This is a genomic window from Streptomyces sp. NPDC091292 (genome assembly GCF_044757265.1).
Lineage (GTDB): Bacteria > Actinomycetota > Actinomycetes > Streptomycetales > Streptomycetaceae > Streptomyces.
In genome coordinates this window covers 1148095-1166167 of the sequence record NZ_JBIVUQ010000001.1, presented here as the reverse complement: position 1 = coordinate 1166167, position 18073 = coordinate 1148095, and the positions used below count along the sequence as shown (strand labels likewise).

The following is an 18073-nucleotide window of genomic DNA, read 5'->3' as shown; positions in this document are numbered from 1 at the left end:
CACCCGGGGCAGCACGCTCCCTACCGTTCGCCGGCGAACACCGCGACCGTCCTGCCGGGCACGGCAAAGGTGCCGCTCCCCCGGTCGTAGGACGCCGACTTCACGACCCGATCGGCGCCGGACGCCTGCACGGGATGCAGCCCGTACGCCGATCCGGCCGCCCCCGGCACCGTCTGCGTCTGCCGCTCCGGGGTCGCGTTGAAGACGACCACGAGCGACCCGAGCCGCATGGTGATGACACCGGGTGTCTCGTCCTTGCCCGACAGCGGGAAGGACAGCGCGTCCTTCACCTCACCGGCCGTCCGCAGCCCGAACCCCTGCTCGGTGGTCCGGATGCGCAGCAGATCGCGGTACGCGGTCGACGTGCCCTCGATGTCGGCGCAGCCGACCGCCGGAACCCCGGTCAACAGGGGCTTGGCGTAAGGCCACTTGGGCTGGTTGTCGGTGGCCGGGGGCAGGCCGCGCCCGAAGCCGTTGCCGTCCCGGCAGTCCCAGTGGATCGCGTTGAACCAGTCGCCGCTGTCGTACGAGTTGCGGTCCAGGGACTTGGAGCGCAGCAGGTCGGTGCCCGCCTGAGAGAGCGCGGGGCCCTGCGACAGGGCGGCCGTCGCCAGCGCGACGACCTGCATCCGCGCCCGGTCGGCGGCGCTCGCCGACACCGGCAGCTTGTAGGCGAGCGCGTCGTACAGGGACTCGTTGTCGTGGGCGTCGGCATAGGCGAGCGCGTCGCCGGGCGCGTCCGCGTATCCGGCGGGCGAGCCGTTGTAGTCGACCTCCGCGCCCGTGACCGTACGCCCGCTCGTGTCGGTGAACGCGTACGACGCGAGGTTGCCCGTCAGGCCGACCTTGATGAGGTCCTGGTAGTGCAGGAGGCGGGCCTTCTGTTCGGCGCGGGTGCCGTTCGCGGGCGAGGTGTTGGGGTCGGTGTAGAGGCCGGAGGCGAAGCCCTGGACGCGCGGGTCGTCGTCGAAGGGGCCGCCGCCGCGCACCGCGTCGCGTGCCCGGTCCGAGAAGGTGGCGATGCCCGTGCCGGCCATGTTCTTCTGCGTGGCCTGGAGGAAGCGGGCGTCGTCGGCGATCTCGCCGAAGTTCCAGCCCTCGCCGTACAGCACGATCTTCTTGCCGTCCACGCCGTCCTTGGCGAGGGTCAGCGCGTCGAGAGCCTTGCGTACGGCCAGGATGTTGGCCTTCGGGTGGTGGCCCATGAGGTCGAAGCGGAAGCCGTCGACCTTGTACTCCTTCGCCCAGGTGACCAGCGAGTCCACGACGAGCTTGCCCATCATGGCGTGCTCGGGCGCGGTGTTGGCGCAGCACGTCGAGTTCGCGACCGTGCCGTCGTCGAGGAGGCGCTGGTAGTAGCCGGGCACGATCCGGTCCAGAACGGAGGTGTTCGCCTGGCCGCTCGCGGCGGTGTGGTTGTAGACCACGTCCATCACGACCCGCAGCCCGTCCCCGTTGAGCCCCGACACCATCTCCCGGAACTCGACCGTGCGCCGTGTCCCGTCGGGATCGGTCGCGTACGAGCCCTCGGGGACCGTGAAGTGGTACGGGTCGTAGCCCCAGTTGTACGCGTCCTTCGCGGCGGTCTTCGCGACGCACTCCTGCTGCTTCTCGGAGTCGGCGGGGAAGGACGCCAGGTCGCAGTCGGGCCGCGCCTGGTCCTGCCGCCGCTCGGGGATCGTCGCGATGTCGAACGCGGGCAGCAGATGCACGTACGAGGTACCGGACTTCGCCAGCTCCCGCAGATGCTTCGAGCCCTTGCTCTCCTTGTCGGTGAACGCGAGATAGGTGCCCGGGTGCTTGGCCGTGCGGTCGCCGATGGAGAAATCCCGGATGTGGAGTTCCTGGATCTGGGCGTCCCGCAGCGGCACGGCGGCGGGCTTCTTCAGGGTGCGCCAGCCCTTGGGCGCGAGCTTCGGGTCGGCGAGGTCGACCACGAGACTGCGCGCGGAGTCGGCGGTGAGGGCGGTGGCGTACGGGTCGGTGACCAGGTTGGTCACCAGCTTGCGGACGGTCGGCGCCCAGACGGTCACCCGGTAGCGGTACGGCTTTCCGGACCAGCTCGCAGGGCCGGTGACCGACCAGACGCCGGTACGGTCGTCGCGGCGCATCGGCACCTTGCGCCCGTCCAGATCGAGGGCGACCTCGTGGGCGGTGGGCGCCCAGACGGACAGCGTGGGCCGTCCGGCACGGAAGACAGGGCCGAGGTCGGCCTTGGTCGCGGCGGATCCGTACACGGCGTCGAGAACACCGGGAATCTGGACGCCCGTCGCCGCGAGCAGGGCGCCGTTGGCGGCACGCTGAGTGGCGATGAGCTGGCCGCGCAGGGAGTCCGTGATCCTGTCCCGGTCCCTCGGGTCGACGGTGAAGGCGGGGTACTCCTTGAGGTGCGGGTAGGCCGCCTTCTGGGCGTCGGTGAGCGCGCCCGGGTTCAGGCGCAGCCAGTGGCCCTCGTCGGACAGGGCGCCGTCCTCGACGGTGATGCCGCCGTCGGGCGCGTACACGAGCTGCTGGCTGGTGGCCTCGGTGGCCTTGACCTTCCAGACGACGGTGTCCCGGTCGATCCACTGCGCCTCGGCCTTGCCCAGGTCGAGATCGGGCGCGCCGCCGGTGCCCGGCAGCAGGTACTTCGGCTGCCCGGCGAGCATCCACACCTCGTGCCCGTAGGTCGCGAGGTCGAGGGACTGGTCGCTGGGGAGGTCCTTCTCGTCGCCCTTGTGGAGGATGTAGCTGAGCGAGGTGGCGCCTTCGGTGAGCGGGACCTCGAAGGTGACGCCGTACGCGTCCTTCTTCACGGGCTGGAGCGGCTTGGTCCAGTCGGTGGGGTTCGCGGCGCCGGTCCAGGTGTGCAGACCCCAGCCGTCGTAGTCGCCGCCGGGCCGCTGGTAGTGCAGGACGGCCTTGCCCTTGTCCTGCGGCGGATAGACACCGTCGGGCCGGGTGTCGGCCTGCCCACCGGCGCCCTGCTCGATCCACACCTCACCGGTCTTCGCGAGGTCGACGGTCCGCTGCGGTCCGTCGGCGGTGCCGCCCTTCTCGACGGTGTACGTGAAGTCGGTGGCGCCGTCGTCCAGCTTGATCCAGGCGAAGGCTCCGAAGGCGTCGCGTCCGGTGAATTGGCCTGTCTTGCCTGCGGACTTGAGCTGCCAGCCGTCGTAGTCGCCGTCGGCTCGCTTGTAGTGGACGACCGCGTGGTCGCGCTCCACGGCGCTCGGCTTCTCGGGCGCGGGCGGCTGCCCGGCCGTCGTCTCCGCGCGGTCGCTCGCCGTCCGCCCGGCACCGTCCACCACGACGGCCTTGTACCGCAGCGGGGTCCCGGCCCGCACGCTCTCCGGGACGTACTGCGTGATGCGGTACGGGGCGTGGTCCACGGAACCGAGGGTGCGCCAGGGTCCGTCCCCGGTCTGCGCGGCGAACACGACCCGGTTCAGGCCGCCGCCGTCGAGGTCGGCGGACAGCTCGACGGTGCCGGTGGCGCCGGCGGCCGGGGCCTTGAGCGTGATCGCGGGCTTCGTCGCCGGGGTGCCCAGGGGCTTCGCGGCCTTGAGGACGAGGGACGACAGCGCGGGCACGGTCACCGTGATCTTCTTGCCGCTGTCGCTGCGCACGGTGCCCGAACCGCCGTACAGGGTACGGAAGTCGGTGGCGGCGGACCCGGTCGGGATCTCCACGGTCTTCGCGCTCGTGGCGTTGTTGACGGCGACGACGTACTCGGTCTGCTTGCGCCCGTCGGTGCGCGAGAAGGCGTACACGGAGCCCTCGGCGTACCGCTCGGTCTGCACACCGTCGGCGAGCGCCGGGTTGTCCTTGCGGAGCTGGGAGAGCGCGGCGATGTCGCGGTAGAGCGGCGCCTTCGTGTCGTAGGCGTCGCTCGCGTGGGTGCGGTCGGTGCCGAGCTGGTCGTCGTCCAGGTAGTCGGGGACCTGCGAGGCGAACAGGGTCTGGCGGGCGTCCTTGTCGCCGCCCGCGCCCGTGAAGCCCTGCTCGTCGCCGTAGTAGATCACCGGGTTGCCACGGCCGAGGAACATCAGCTCATGGGCGAGCCGGTCCCGCTTCAGCAGCTCGGCGTCGCCGGCCCCCGGGTTGTCCTGCTTGAGGAAGGTGCCGATGCGGCCCATGTCGTGGTTGCCGAGGAACGTCACCTGCTCATAGGCGTTGGCCTTGTCGGTGGCGTACCGGTAGTCGTCGGCGAAGACCTTCCCGAGGCGTTCGGCTCCCGCGCCCTGTGAGGCGTAGGCGCGGGCCGCGTCCTGGAAGGGGAAGTCGAGGGTCGAGTCGAGGCGTCCGCGCGTCACATAGGGCGAGGTGATCGCGGTGTCGGCGGAGTACACCTCGCCGAACATGAAGAAGTCGTCGCGGCCGTGGCGCGCCGCGTACGCGTCGAGCGCGGTGGCCCACTGTGTCCAGAAGTCCATGTCGACGTGTTTGACGGTGTCGATGCGGAAGCCGTCGATGTCGAAGTCGCGGACCCACTTCTCGTAGATCTTCTCCATGCCGCTGACGACTTCGGGCCGCTCGGTCCACAGGTCGTCGAGCCCGCTGAAGTCGCCGTACTCGGCGCTCTCGCCCGCGAAGGTCGAGTCACCCCGGTTGTGGTACATCGTCGGGTCGTTGAGCCACGCCGGCACCTTCTTCTCGCCCGTGCGGACGGTCGGCGTGTACGGGAAGGAGTCCGCGTCGACCTTGCCGATGCCGTCGCGGTCGTCGAAGGGGCGGCCCTGGGTGTCGAGGTAGGGGTACGCGCCCTTGGGGCGGTAGCCGTACTTCTTCTCGGCGTAGTCGACGGTGTCGGCGGTGTGGTTGGTGATGACGTCGAAGAAGACCTTCATGCCCTTGCCGTGGGCCTTGTCGATCAGCTTCGTCAGGTCGGCGTTGGTGCCGAAGTGCGGGTCGACCTGCGTGAAGTCGGTGATCCAGTACCCGTGATAACCGGCCGAGGCATCCTTCCCCTCCCCCTGCACCGGCTTGTTCTTGAAGATCGGGGCGAGCCAGATCGCGGTGGTGCCGAGGCCCTTGATGTAGTCGAGCCGCTGCGTCAGACCCTTGAGGTCGCCGCCCTGGTAGAACCCCTTGTCGGTGGGGTCGAACCCGGTCGCGAGCCGTGAACCGGTGAGTCCGCCCCGGTCGTTGCCCTTGTCCCCGTTGGCGAACCGGTCGGGCAGCACGAAGTAGAACTGCTCCCGGGTGAGGTCGTGGCGGGCGGGGGTTGCGGCCAGCGACTTGTCCGACGGGGGTGGGGGCGGGGGTTTGGGGGCCGCGGAGGCGGCGGGAGTGAGGGTCGCCGACAGCGCGATGACGGCTGCCGCGACGGTTGTTCTCCGTATGAGCACAGGTGACTCCTTCGAGGAGGCTGTGGGTTCTTACCGGCGCGCCCGCCCCTTCGAGGGGCGGGCGCGCGGGGACAACATCGCGCCGGAGGCGCGATGGACATCAGTCGGAGGAGACCGACCACCAAACAGTCACATCAGCCGACAACTCGGCCAGGCCGTCCGCCAGGACAACGCCCCCCTCAACACTGGCGAGCACCACATCCCCGTAAACAGGCACCCGTACGGCAGATCCGGTGGTGTTGGACGTGCAGACGAATCCGGCACCCCCGCTCTCCCGGCGGAACGCCAGCACACCGTCCGGCGCGTCGAGCCACACGACGGAGTCCCCGGCGCCCAGCGCCGCGTGCGAACGCCTCGCGGCGAACGCCGCCCGGTACAGCTCCAACGTCGACCCCTCCACCCCCGTCTGGGCCTGCACGCTCAACTCCCCCCAGCCCTCGGGCTGCGGCAGCCAGGACCCGCCGCCGCCGAACCCGTACGAGGGGCCGTCGACCGTCCACGGGATCGGCACCCGGCAGCCGTCGCGGAAGCCGTCCTGTCCGGCGGCGCGGAAGAAGGACGGGTCCTGACGGACCTCGTCGGGCAGGTCGACCACATCGGGCAGGCCCAGTTCCTCGCCCTGGTAGACGTAGACCGAGCCGGGCAGCGCCAGCATGAGGAGGGTGGCGGCGCGGGCGCGGCGCAGGCCGAGTTCCCGGTCCCCGGCGGTACGGATCTGCGTACCGAGTCCGGGCGGGTTGGCGAAGCGGGTCGCGTGCCGGGTGACGTCGTGGTTGGACAGCACCCAGGTCGCCGGGGCGCCGACGGGCCGCATCGAGTCGAGGGAGCGGTCGATGATCTCCCTCAGCTCGGTGGCCTGCCAAGGGGCGCTCAGGTACTGGAAGTTGAAGGCCTGGTGGAGTTCGTCGGGCCGGACGTACAGCGCGGTGCGTTCGACGGTCGGGGTCCATGCCTCGGCGACGAAGATGCGCTCACCCGCGTACTCGTCCAGGATGCCGCGCCAGGCGCGGTAGATGGCGTGGACGCCGTCCTGGTCGAAGAACGGCATCACGTCGTTGCCGAGCAGCCGAACCTGGTCGTGGGCGCCGAGGTCGGGCAGGCCCGGCGCCTTGACGAGGCCGTGGGCGACGTCGATACGGAAGCCGTCGACGCCCATGTCGAGCCAGAACCGCAGGATCGAGCGGAACTCGTCGCCGACGGCCGGGTGGTCCCAGTTGAAGTCGGGCTGCTCCGGCGCGAACAGGTGGAGGTACCAGTCCCCTGGCGTGCCGTCCGGATTCGTCGTGCGGGTCCAGGCGGGGCCGCCGAAGATGGACTCCCAGTCGTTGGGCGGGAGTTCACCGTCCGTGCCGCGCCCGGGGCGGAAGTGGTAGCGCTCGCGCAGCGGGGAAGCGGGGCCTTCGGCGAGGGCGCGCTTGAACCACTCGTACTGGTCCGACGAGTGGTTCGGTACGAGGTCGACGATGATCCGCAGATCCAGTGCGTGCGCGTCGCGGATGAGGGCGTCGGCGTCCAGGAGGTTGCCGAACATGGGGTCCACGGCGCGGTAGTCGGCGACGTCGTAGCCGGCGTCGGCCTGCGGTGAGGCGTAGAAGGGGCTGAGCCAGACGGCGTCGACACCGAGGTCGCGCAGGTACGGGAGCCGGGAGCGTACGCCCTCCAGGTCACCCATGCCGTCGGCGTTGCTGTCGGCGAAGCTGCGGGGATAGACCTGGTAGATCACCGCGTCGCGCCACCAGTCGGGGCCGGTCGCTGCGGCGAGGGTCGAGGTCTGCGGCTGGTCGGCGGTGTGCTGACTCATGACGTCCTTGCTGCGTAAGGGGGTTGCGTAGGAGGACTTGTTGCGTTGGGGGCTTGTCGCGTGCGGGCCTTGTCGCGTCGGGGGTGGGCGTCAGCCCTTGGTGCCGCCCGATGTGAGGCCCGTCACCAGATTCCTCTGCACAAGGTAGAAGAACGCCGAGACGGGCACGGCGATCAACACCGCCGTCGCGGCCATGTAGTTCCACTGTGCGTCGTGCTCGCTGATGAAGCTCTGGAGGCCGACGGCGAAGGTGTACTTCTGGTCGTCCAGCATGAACGTGGAGGCGAAGGCGACCTCGCCCCACGCGGTGATGAAGGTGTAGAACGCGGCGACCGCGAGGCCCGGCCGGGCCAGCGGCAGGATCAGGCGCCAGAACGTGCCGAAGGGCGACAGACCGTCGATGCGGCCGGCCTCGTCGATCTCGATCGGAATGGTGTCGAAGTAGCCCTTGAGCAGCCACGCGCAGTACGGCACCGCCGTGGAGCAGTAGATGAGGATGAGCGCGCCGTAGCTGTCGATGAGGCCGAGTTCGCCGAGGATCTCGTACATCGGGACGATGAGGACGGCGATCGGGAACGCCTGCGTGAGCAGCAGCAGCCACATCAGCTTCTTGTACCCGGGGAAGCGCATCCGGGAGACGGCGTACCCGGTGGTCGCGGCGAAGGCGACACCGATGACGGTGGTGCCGAGCGCCACGATGACCGTGGACTCCAGCCACTTGAAGAAGTTGGTGTGCTGCAACACGAACGAGTAGTTGGAGAACGTCATCTTGTCGAAGATGCGCCCCGGATGGAGGTAGTCGTCCTTGTCCGGGCCGAGCGACAGGAAGATCAGCCACACGATCGGGAACAGCGCGATCAGGCTGGCGACGGTCAGCAGGCCGTGCGACACGAGGGCGGTGGCGCGGCCCCTGCGGTCGCGGCTCACGGTGCGACGGGGCTTCGGCGCGGCGGTGGCGGGCGGCGTGGCGGGGGCCGTCGCCTCGGTGGTGGTGGTCGGGCTCATGGGGACGGCTCCTGCCTCAGACGGCGATCTGCTCATTGCGGGCCAGCCAGCGGCGGTAGACGGACGTGAAGACGATCAGGATGGAGAGGAGCAGCACGCCGTACGCGGCGGACTGGGCGTAGTCACGCGGCTGTTGGCCGAAGCCGAGCTGATAGGCCCAGGTGACGAGGATCTGGGCGTCGGGTGCGCTGTTGCCGAACAGCAGGAAGATGATCGTGAACTGGTTGAACGTCCAGATCACCCCGAGCAGCACGACGGTCGAGCTGACCGAGCGCAGTCCGGGCAGGGTGACATGGCGGAACCGCTGCCAGGCGTTGGCGCCGTCCATCTCCGCTGCCTCGTACAGCGCGGAGTCGATGGACTGGAGGCCGCCGAGGAGCGACACCATCATGAAGGGGACACCGCACCAGGTGTTGACGAGGATCGCGGCGGCCCGCTGGAAGGTGGTGTCCTCCAGCCACTGCGGCTGCGGCAGATGCAGCGAGCCGAGCATGCTGTTGATGAGCCCGGAGTCGGCGAGCATGATCCGCCAGGAGAACACGGTGACGAAGGTGGGCACCGCCCACGGCAGGATCAGCAGCAGCCGGTAGACGGTCCGGCCGCGCAGCTTCTGGTTGAGCAGCAGGGCGAGCCCGAGCCCGATGAAGTAGTGCAGGGCGACACACAGCACGGTCCACACGACGGTCCACACGAAGTGCGACCAGAACCGGTCGTAGGCGGTGGGGCCCCAGAGGATGTCCGCGTAGTTGTCGAGGCCGATGAACTGGTACGTGGCGTCGATGTGGTTGACGCCGATCGTGCGGGCCGAGTTGAGGCTGTTGGCGTCGGTGAGCGTGAGGTACAGGCCCCGCGCCAGCGGATAGCCCACGAGCACACCGAGCACGACGACGACCGGCAGGATCATCGCGTACGCGTACCAGTACTTCTGGTACGAGCGCTTCAGGCGCTCCAGTGGTCCTGGCCGCTGCGGTCCGCGGTCACGGCGGCTGTCGGCGGCCGTGGTCTCGACGGCGACTGTCATGGTTCGGGCACCTTCTGGGAGTTCTGCTGCGAGCGCGCGGGTCCGCCGGCGCCGGGGCGCAGGCGCGCGGGGGCCGCCGGATCCGACCGCCCCCGTCAGGGCGGACCCGGCGGCCTCTCAGGTCACTTGGTGAAGCCGGGCAGGAGCTTTTCCATCGCCAGGTCGGCGTTGTCGAGGCCCTTGGTCAGGGACTCCTTGCCGGAGGCGATCTTCGGCAGCTCGGTGTCGAGGGGGCCCCACAGGGAGCTGTACTCGGGGAGCGCCGGGCGCGGCTGGGCGATCGGGAGGACCGTCTGGTAGCCGGCGATGCCCGGGTCGGCCTTGACCTGCGCGGTGTAGGCGTCGTCGCGGGTCGGCAGCGTGGAGTTCTTGAGCGCGATCTGCTCCTGCGACTTCGCGGAGGTCATGAAGTTCACGAACTTCAGCGCGGCTTCCTGGTGCGCCTTGTCGGAGCCCGCGTACACGGAGAGGTTGTGGCCGCCGGTCGGGGCGCCCGCCTTGCCGGTGGAGCCGCCGGGGACGGGGGCGATACCGAGGTTGGCCTTGTCCGTGAAGGCGGAACCCTTGTAGAAGTTGGTGATCTCCCACGGGCCCTGCATGATCGCGGCGACCTTGCCGTTGACGAACGCGTCCTGGATGTGGGCGTACGCGTCGGCGGTGGTGTCGGCCTTGTGCAGGCCCTTGCCGTCGAACATGCCCTGCCAGGTGGTGAGGCCCTTGACGGCCGCGTCACCGGTGATGGTGCGCTTCTTGGCGTCCGCGTCGATGGTGTCGGTGCCCTCGCCGTAGAGGTAGGGCTGCGCGTAGTACGCCTGCGTGGAGCCCCAGTAGCCGTCGACTCCGGTCTTGGACTTGATGGTGGCGGCGGCGGCCTTCAGGTCGTCCCAGGTGGTGGGCGCCTTGTCGATGCCGGCCTTCGCGAAGAGTTCCTTGTTGTAGACCAGCGCGAGGGTGTCGGTGACGAACGGCACACCGTACGTCTTGCCCTCGAACTGCGCCTGCTTCAGCAGGTTCGGCTGGAACTTGTCCTGGTCGGCAAGGGCCTCGGTGCCGTCGAGCGGCAGCAGGAAGCTCTTCTTCGCGAAGGCAGGCGTCCAGCCGACCTCGGCGCGCAGGATGTCCGGGGCGCCCTTGCTGCCGGCGGCGGTGTCGAACTTGTTCTGCGCCTGGTCGAACGGCACGTTGACGTACTTGACCTTGATGCCGGAGTTCTGCTTCTCGAACTCCTTGGCCAACGCCTTGTAGGTCGGGGCCTCGTTGGTGGCGTTCGACGTGTCCCACCACGTGAGCGTCACGGGCCCGTCGGCCTTGCCGTCCTTGCCGCTGTCGCTTCCGCCGCAGGCCGTCGCCGTGAGGGCGAGGGACGCCGCCAGCGCGGTGGCCGCTATGCCACGCCGCATGAGATCTCCTTGAGGGTGAAGGCCCGTGGGGAGCGGTCCCGCCCGCCCCCCTTGGCCGACTTGCCGACCATGCCTTTTCGGCCGCCGGGCGACGTGAACGTAACAGCGATGCAACCGGTGCGAAAGACCTTGCAGCAAAAAAGTGCAAGTCGTTTCGCAAGTCGCTGCAAGGTCTTGCCATCCGCGCCGGGCCGGGGAATCATCGCTCGATGTCCGGTCTTACCTTGGCATTTGATACCCCGATGCCCTTGATGTCCGGATATTCCCCCCACTCGTCGCGACCACGGCGAGACGGCTCTACCGCAACAAGAGGAGCGCGATGACGCAGCAGCCCGCGGCGCGCCGTTCAACGCACGGCACCCGGCGCCCGGTTGGTGGGCAGTCCGTCACGCGGCAGGTACAGTCCACTCCCGTGACCGCACGCCTCGCCGACATCGCAGCCCAGGCGGGTGTCAGCGAGGCGACCGTCAGCCGGGTGCTCAACGGCAAGCCGGGTGTGGCCCCGACCACCCGCCAGTCCGTACTCGCCGCGCTCGACGTCCTCGGCTACGAGCGTCCGGTGCGGCTGCGGCAGCGCAGCGCGGGTCTGGTCGGGCTGATCACCCCGGAGCTGGAGAACCCGATATTCCCCGCGCTCGCCCAGGTCATCGGCCAGGCCCTGACCCGCGAGGGGTACACCCCCGTACTGGCCACACAGACCCCGGGCGGCTCCACCGAGGACGAGCTGACGGAAATGCTCGTCGACCGGGGTGTCGCCGGCATCATCTACGTCTCCGGGCTGCACGCCGACACCACGGCGGACACCCAGCGCTACGAGCAGTTGCGGGCGCAGGGGGTGCCGTTCGTCCTCGTGGACGGCTTCTCACCGAGGGTGCAGGCACCTTTCATCTCGCCGGACGACCGGGCCGCGATGCAGCTCGCCGTCACCCATCTGGTCTCCCTCGGGCACACCCGGATCGGGCTCGCGCTGGGTCCGAAGCGGTTCGTACCGGTGCAGCGGAAGATCGAGGGGTTCGTCCGCACCATGCGGGACCTGCTCGACCTGACGCCCGAGGACATAGGGACCCGGCTGGTCCAGCACTCCCTGTACACCCTGGAGGGCGGGCAGGCGGCGGCGACCGCGCTGATCGACCGGGAGTGCACGGCGGTCGTGTGCGCGAGCGACATGATGGCGCTCGGCGCGATCCGGGCCGCCCGGCAGCGCGGGCTTGAGGTGCCGGACGACATATCCGTCGTCGGATTCGACGATTCGCCGCTGATCGCGTTCACCGACCCACCGCTGACCACGGTCCGCAAGCCGGTGCCCGCGATGGGGCAGGCGGCGGTGCGGACGCTCCTGGAGGAAATCGGGGGGACACCCGCGCCTCACAGTGAGTTCGTTTTCATGCCGGACCTGGTGGTCCGGGGTTCCACCGCCTCGGCCCCTGGGGAGCGAAATCGTCCGCAGGGTGGAGAGAATGCGAGCGGGACCCGACCGGGGGATGATCGGGCGTAGAAGGGATTTCTCGTAGACTCTTTCCTTATGGGAGAGACGACCGTGACGACACTGGACGGCCAACGGGAGGCGACCAGCGGGGGTCCGGAGTCCGAACCGCGGGAAAGGGTCAACGCCCCGGTGGAGGGCGCGGGCGCCCCTGGCAAGTGGTCCCCTCGCGTACTGCTCGGCCGGCTGCGGACACCGCGCCGGCCCCGGCTCTGGTTCGAGATCCTGCTGATCGCCGTGAGCTACTGGACGTACTCACTGATCCGCAACGCGGTCCCCGAGCAGAAGGCGCAGGCCCTGCGGAACGCGGACTGGATCTGGCGGCTCGAACACGACCTGGGGATCGCGGTCGAACAGTCGGTCAATCACGCGCTGAACTCCGTGACATGGCTGATCGTCGGCATGAACTACTACTACGCGACGCTGCACTTCGTCGTGACGCTCGGCGTCCTGGTCTGGCTCTACCGCTCGCATCCCGGACGGTACGCGGCGGCGAGACTCGCCCTCTTCGCGACCACGGCGGTCGCCCTCGTCGGCTACTACCTGTATCCGCTGGCGCCGCCCCGCCTGATGACCGGCGGCCACTTCATCGACACCGTCAAGGTCCATGAGACGTGGGGCTCGATGGCGTCGGGCGACCTGAAGAACATGTCGAACCAGTACGCGGCGATGCCCTCGATGCACATCGGCTGGTCCCTGTGGTGCGGGCTGACCATCTTCGCGCTGGCGTCGGTGCCGTGGGTGCGGGTCCTCGGGCTGCTGTACCCGGTGGCGACCCTCGTGGTGATCGTCGCCACCGCCAACCACTTCTGGCTGGACGCGGTCGGTGGCATGCTCTGCCTGGCCTTCGGCTTCCTGGTGGCACGGACGTGGTACGGGGCATTGCCGTACCGCCTCCCGAGGCTCCCGGCGAGAGACCGCAGGGGTACGGGGAAGCCCGCACCGGAGCCGTCGAAGGCGTAGCGGTTCGACCGGCGGGGCACGGACGGGGGGTGCGGAAGGTCGGCACCGCCGGGGTGCGCCGTAGTGGCGCGGACGGGGGTTGCGGAAGGTCGGCACCGCCGGGGTGCGCCGTAGTGGCTGAGCGCCGTCGCGGCGGAGATGCCGACCCGGCAGGATCAGCCGGCGGCGCTCGACCCGGGCCCTCCTCCGTCCGCTGTTCGTTCCGCCGCGACGGCGATCAGCCACGACGCTCGTCGCCGGCGGTGTTCGAGCGCCGCTCGGGGGCCACTCAGGGGCCACTCGGTCAAGCACGGCATGCCATCCGGCCTCGCTCAAGCCCGGTGCGTCACCCGGCCCGCCACCACCGTCAGACGCACTGGCGCCTCCGTCACCTCGTCCGGGGACGCCGTTACCGGGTCCAGGGTCAGGGCCGTCAGGTCGGCACGGTAGCCGGGGGCGATACGGCCCGCCACCTTCGCTTCGCCTGCCGCGACCGCCGCGTGTGAGGTCAGGCCCTCCAGTGCCATGAGTCCCGTCAGCCCGGAGCCCGAAGACGCGCCGCGGGGCACTCGCGCGGTCGCGAGAACCGTGCGTGCGTCGTACCCTGCGATCGGCCAGTCGGAGCCGAGCGCGACATACGCGCCGGCGTCCCGCAGATCCCGGATGCGCCAGGCGCGCGCCGCGCGGTCGGGGCCGAGCCGTCGGGACCATTCGTCGGTGTGGTCCGCGCGGGTGTAGGCGGCGTGCTGCGGTTGCATCGACGCCACGACCCCGAGCCGCGCGAACCTGGTCACCGTGTCGTCCGGCACCGTCTCGATGTGTTCGATCCGGTGCCGCAGGAAGGCGTCGGCGCCCAGCGACTCCACCGTGTCCAGGACATGCCGTACCGCCGCGTCCCCGATGGCGTGCGTGGCGGTCCGGACGCCGGCCGCGTGGAGGTGCCGTACGGCAGCCGCGTACTGGGCCGGGTCCGGCCAGAAGGCGTCGGTGCCCTGGCCGTGGCAGTCGGCGTGTTCCAGCCAGGCCGTGCCGCCCTCGACGGTGCCGTCCATGAAGAACTTGACGCCGCCGACCCGCCAGTTCCGGCCCCGCCGCGCCTGGGTGGCGACCAGTTCGTCCAGGGTGTCGCGGTCCGCGCCCGGCATGCACCAGGGCGCGAACCGCAGCCGCAGCGGAAGGACCGTCTCCTCGGCCACCGCGGCCAGCAGGTCCACATCGCCCAGGTCCATGACATGGGCGCCGGTCAGCCCGGTGGCCGCCATCCCCGACAGCAGGTCGAGCAGCCGGGCGCGCCGGACCTCGTACGGGAGGCGGGGCAGCACCTCCCCGACCAGGTCCATCGCGGCGTGCTCGATCAGGTGTCCGGTGGGCCTGCCCTCGCTGTCGCAGACGACCTCCGAGCGCTGCGGGAAGTCGCGGGGGCCCGTGACGCCGGCCGCCGTGAGAGCCGCGCCGCTGACCAGCGCCGAGTGGCCGTCGTACAGCCGCAGGAAGGCGGGGGCGCCGCCGAGGGCGTCCTCGATCAGGGAGCGGTGCGGCGGCCGGCCGCCGAAGGCGTTGTGGTCGAGGCCCCAGCCGATGATCCAGCCGTCGACGCGTTCCGCGCCCGCGAGCGCCGCCCGCAACTCCGCGAGGTCCCGCACCCCCGACAGATCGGCCCCTGTCGCCATCTCCAGCCCCCACACGGGGTGGCTGTGGGCATCGGTGAGCCCCGGCACGAGGGTGGCGCCGCCGAGGTCCACGACCTCGGTACCGGCGCCGCGCCAGTCGCGTACGTCCCCTTCGTCACCGACGGCCACGATCACGCCGTCCCGTACCGCGACGGCGCTCGCCGAGGGGCGCGCGGGATCGAGGGTGCGGACCCGGGCGCCGGTCAGGACGAGATCGGCCACGGACGTGCCGGCCACGGACTTGCTGTGCTGCATCAGTTCGGTTCCTCAGGGAAGCGGGCGTAGATGTCGGGTCCCGGGGCTACGAACCGTAGAACAGCTCGTCCGTCACCGCTCTCGCGCGCCGCGTCACCCTGCGGTAGTCGTCCAGCATGTCGCCCACGTGCCCGGGGCCGTAGCCCAGGTAGCGGCCCACGGCGGCCAGCTCGCGGCCGTCGGAAGGGAAGGTGTCGCCGGCCCGGCCACGGACCAGCATCACCGCGTTGCGTACGCGCGTCGCGAGGACCCATGCCTCGTCCAGGGTCGCCGCGTCCTCGCCGCCGATCAGCTTCGCGGCGCAGGCCGCCGCGAGGGCGTCGCGGGTCCGTGTGGTGCGCAGCCCCGGCTCCGCCCAGCCGTGGCGCAGTTGCAGCAGTTGCACCGTCCACTCGACGTCGGACAGCCCGCCGCGCCCCAGCTTGGTGTGGAGTGTCGGGTCCGCGCCGCGCGGCAGGCGTTCCGACTCCATGCGGGCCTTCAGCCGCCGGATCTCGCGCACCGCGTCCTGGCCGAGCCCTTCGGCGGGGTAGCGGAGCGGGTCGACGAGGTCGATGAAGCGGGCGCCCAGCTCGGCGTCACCGGCGACATGTTCGGCCCGCAGCAGCGCCTGGGACTCCCAGACCAGGGACCAGCGGCGGTAGTACGCCTCGTACGACTTGAGGGTGCGGACCAGCGGGCCGCTCCTACCCTCCGGGCGCAGGTCCGCGTCGATGAGCAACGGCGGGTCTGCGGAAGGGAGTTGGAGGAGCCGCCGCATCTCGGAGACCACGGCGTTCGCCGCCTTCGCGGCCTCGTGTTCCACGACGCCGGGGCGCGGCTCGTGCACGAAGAGGACGTCGGCGTCGGACCCGTAACCCAGTTCGTGGCCGCCGAAGCGGCCCATGCCGATGACCGCGAAACGGGTGGGGAGTTCGTCGCCCCAGCCCGCGCGGACGACGGCCCGCAGGGTCCCGGCGAGTGTCGCCGCCGTGAGGTCGGACACGGCGCCGCCGACCCGGTCCACCAGCGCGCCCTGATCGGCCTCGACGGGGTTCTCCTCGGTGCCGTAGGAGCCGACGATGTCACCCGCCGTCGTACGGAACAGCTCGCGACGGCGGACTCCGCGCGCCGCGACGACGGCCTGTTCGGCGCCGTCCGCGCGGCCGACGGCGGCAAGGATCTCCTGCTCCAGATGGGCCCGGTCGCGCGGGACGAGTCCGCTCGGGTCGCCGAGCAGCGCGACCGCCTCGGGCGCCCGCATCAGCAGGTCGGGCGCGAGCCGCCCGGCGGACAGGACGCGGGCGAGGTTCTCCGCCGCCGCGCCCTCGTCCCGCAGCAGCCGCAAATACCACGGTGTCTTGCCGAGCGCGTCGGACACCTTGCGGAAGTTCAGCAGCCCGGCGTCCGGGTCGGCGGAGTCCGCGAACCAGCCGAGCATGACCGGCAGCAGCGTCCGCTGGATCGCCGCCTTGCGGGTCACCCCCGACGCCAGCGCCTCCAGGTGGCGCAGGGCCGCCCCCGGGTCCGCGTAGCCGAGGGCGACCATCCGGGCGCGGGCCGCGTCGGTGCTCAACCGGGCCTCGCCGGTGGCGAGTTGGGCGACGGCGTCGAGCAGCGGCCGGTAGAACAGCTTCTCGTGCAGCCGGCGGACGACGGAGGTGTGCCGGCGCCAGGCGCGGCCCAGATCGGTGATCGGCTCGGTGCGCATCCCCAGCGAGCGGCCGATGCGCCGCTGGTCGGCCTCGTCCTCGGGTACGAGATGCGTACGCCGCAGCCGGTAGAGCTGGATGCGGTGTTCGAGGGTGCGCAGGAAGCGGTACGCCTCGTCGAGCTGCGCGGCGTCGACCCGGCCCACGTATCCGCCGGCGGCGAGCGCCCGCAGCGCGTCCAGCGTGGTGCCGCTGCGCAGCGAGGTGTCGGCGCGGCCGTGCACCAACTGGAGGAGCTGTACGGCGAATTCGACGTCCCGCAGACCGCCGGGACCGAGCTTCAGCTCGCGGTCGATCTCGCCCACCGGAATGTTCGCGACGACCCGGCGGCGCATCTCCTGCACATCGGCGACGAAGTTGTCCCGTGCGGCGGCCTGCCAGACGAGCGGTGCGAGCGTGGCGACGTAGTCGTCGCCCAGCTCGGGGTCGCCGGCGACCGGGCGGGCCTTGAGCAGCGCCTGGAACTCCCAGGTCTTCGCCCAGCGCTGGTAGTAGGCGAGGTGGCTGGAGAGGGTGCGGACGAGTGGCCCGTTGCGGCCCTCGGGCCGCAGGTTGGCGTCGACCGGCCAGATCGTGCCTTCGACGGTCGTCTCGGAGCAGATCCGCATCAGGTGCGAGGCGAGGCGGGTGGCGGCGCGGAGGGCGGCGGTCTCGTCGGCGGGTTCGGTCGAGCCGTCCGCACCCGTGGGGAGGGTGCCGTTGGTGACGGGCTCCGCGACGAAGATGACGTCCACGTCGGAGACGTAGTTCAGCTCGTGGCCCCCGCACTTGCCCATCGCGATGACGGCGAGCCGGCACTGCGCGGCGTCCTCGGGCGCGGCGGCGCGGGCGATGGCGAGCGCGGCGCGCAGGGTCGCCGTGGCGAGGTCGGCGAGTTCGGCGGCGGTCTCGGCGACGTCGGTCGTGCCGCAGACGTCCCGCGCGGCGATGGACAGCAGACAGCGCCGGTAGGCGACCCGCAGCGACACGGGGTCGGTGGCATCGGCGAGACCCCGCTCGAAGTCCTCGACACCGGGGTGCAGATCCTGCGCCTCGTACGTGACGAGCGCCTGCCAGTCCTGCGGGTGCCGGGCCAGATGGTCGGCCAGCGCCTCCGACGCGCCGAGCACCCCGAGGAGCCGGTCCCGCAGCGGCTTCGCCGCGATGAGCGTGTCCAGGAGTACGCGACGGCCGTGCGCGTCCGGCTGCGCCTCGACCAGGCGGACCAGACCGAGCAGCGCCAGATCGGGATCGGCGGCGCCGCCCAGGGCGTCGAGCAGGACAGGGTCGCCGCGCACGGGTGACAGACACTCGCTGCCGAGCAGCCGCTCCGCCGTGGACGGGTCGGTGAAGCCGTGCCGCAGCAGCCGGGTGAACGTACTGCTCCTGCGCCCTTGCGGCACCGTCATGTCCGCCGCCCTCCTGATCGATCACAGCTGAAGCGAGCCTACGACCTGGCCGATGAATTCCGCGCGTGTGCGAGGTCTCCCTTTCGC

9 protein-coding genes are annotated in these 18073 nt (G+C 70.7%); 2 read left to right on the top strand and 7 right to left on the bottom strand.

What is annotated here, in order from left to right; all coding sequences use genetic code 11:
• Positions 1–20: 20 nt before the first annotated feature.
• The 5 genes from pulA to ACIQNU_RS05765 all read right to left on the bottom strand — a co-directional run bounded on the left by pulA (position 21) and on the right by ACIQNU_RS05765 (position 10557).
• Positions 21–5330, bottom strand: a complete 5310-nt coding sequence (gene pulA, locus ACIQNU_RS05785; RefSeq protein WP_401361259.1) for a pullulanase-type alpha-1,6-glucosidase — start codon at positions 5328–5330, stop codon at positions 21–23.
• 100 nt (positions 5331–5430) lie between these two features.
• On the bottom strand, positions 5431–7131 hold the full coding sequence (locus ACIQNU_RS05780) for a glycoside hydrolase family 13 protein (protein WP_401361257.1): 1701 nt from the start codon (positions 7129–7131) through the stop codon (positions 5431–5433).
• A gap of 90 nt (positions 7132–7221) precedes the next feature.
• On the bottom strand, positions 7222–8136 hold the full coding sequence (locus tag ACIQNU_RS05775) for a sugar ABC transporter permease (RefSeq protein WP_401361255.1): 915 nt from the start codon (positions 8134–8136) through the stop codon (positions 7222–7224).
• Between the two features lie 16 nt (positions 8137–8152).
• Positions 8153–9157: a carbohydrate ABC transporter permease gene (locus ACIQNU_RS05770; RefSeq protein ID WP_401361253.1), complete on the bottom strand. Its 1005-nt coding sequence runs from the start codon at positions 9155–9157 to the stop codon at positions 8153–8155.
• A 122-nt stretch (positions 9158–9279) separates the two neighbouring features.
• Positions 9280–10557: an extracellular solute-binding protein gene (locus tag ACIQNU_RS05765; RefSeq protein WP_401361251.1), complete on the bottom strand. Its 1278-nt coding sequence runs from the start codon at positions 10555–10557 to the stop codon at positions 9280–9282.
• A 412-nt stretch (positions 10558–10969) separates the two neighbouring features.
• Here ACIQNU_RS05765 and ACIQNU_RS05760 point away from each other — a divergent pair, with 412 nt between their 5' ends.
• Positions 10970–12052 (top strand): LacI family DNA-binding transcriptional regulator, encoded by a 1083-nt coding sequence (locus ACIQNU_RS05760; protein ID WP_401361249.1) that lies wholly within the window; start codon positions 10970–10972, stop codon positions 12050–12052.
• Between the two features lie 27 nt (positions 12053–12079).
• On the top strand, positions 12080–13003 hold the full coding sequence (locus ACIQNU_RS05755) for a phosphatase PAP2 family protein (RefSeq protein ID WP_401361247.1): 924 nt from the start codon (positions 12080–12082) through the stop codon (positions 13001–13003).
• Between the two features lie 311 nt (positions 13004–13314).
• On the opposite strand, the gene ACIQNU_RS05750 is transcribed toward ACIQNU_RS05755, so the two are convergent.
• Together ACIQNU_RS05750 and ACIQNU_RS05745 are read right to left on the bottom strand one after the other, a co-directional pair.
• Positions 13315–14907, bottom strand: coding sequence for an amidohydrolase (locus ACIQNU_RS05750; RefSeq protein WP_401361245.1), 1593 nt, complete (start codon positions 14905–14907; stop codon positions 13315–13317).
• A gap of 46 nt (positions 14908–14953) precedes the next feature.
• Entirely contained in the window at positions 14954–17986 is a 3033-nt protein-coding gene (locus tag ACIQNU_RS05745) for a bifunctional [glutamine synthetase] adenylyltransferase/[glutamine synthetase]-adenylyl-L-tyrosine phosphorylase (RefSeq protein ID WP_401361243.1), read from the bottom strand.
• Positions 17987–18073 lie beyond the last annotated feature (87 nt).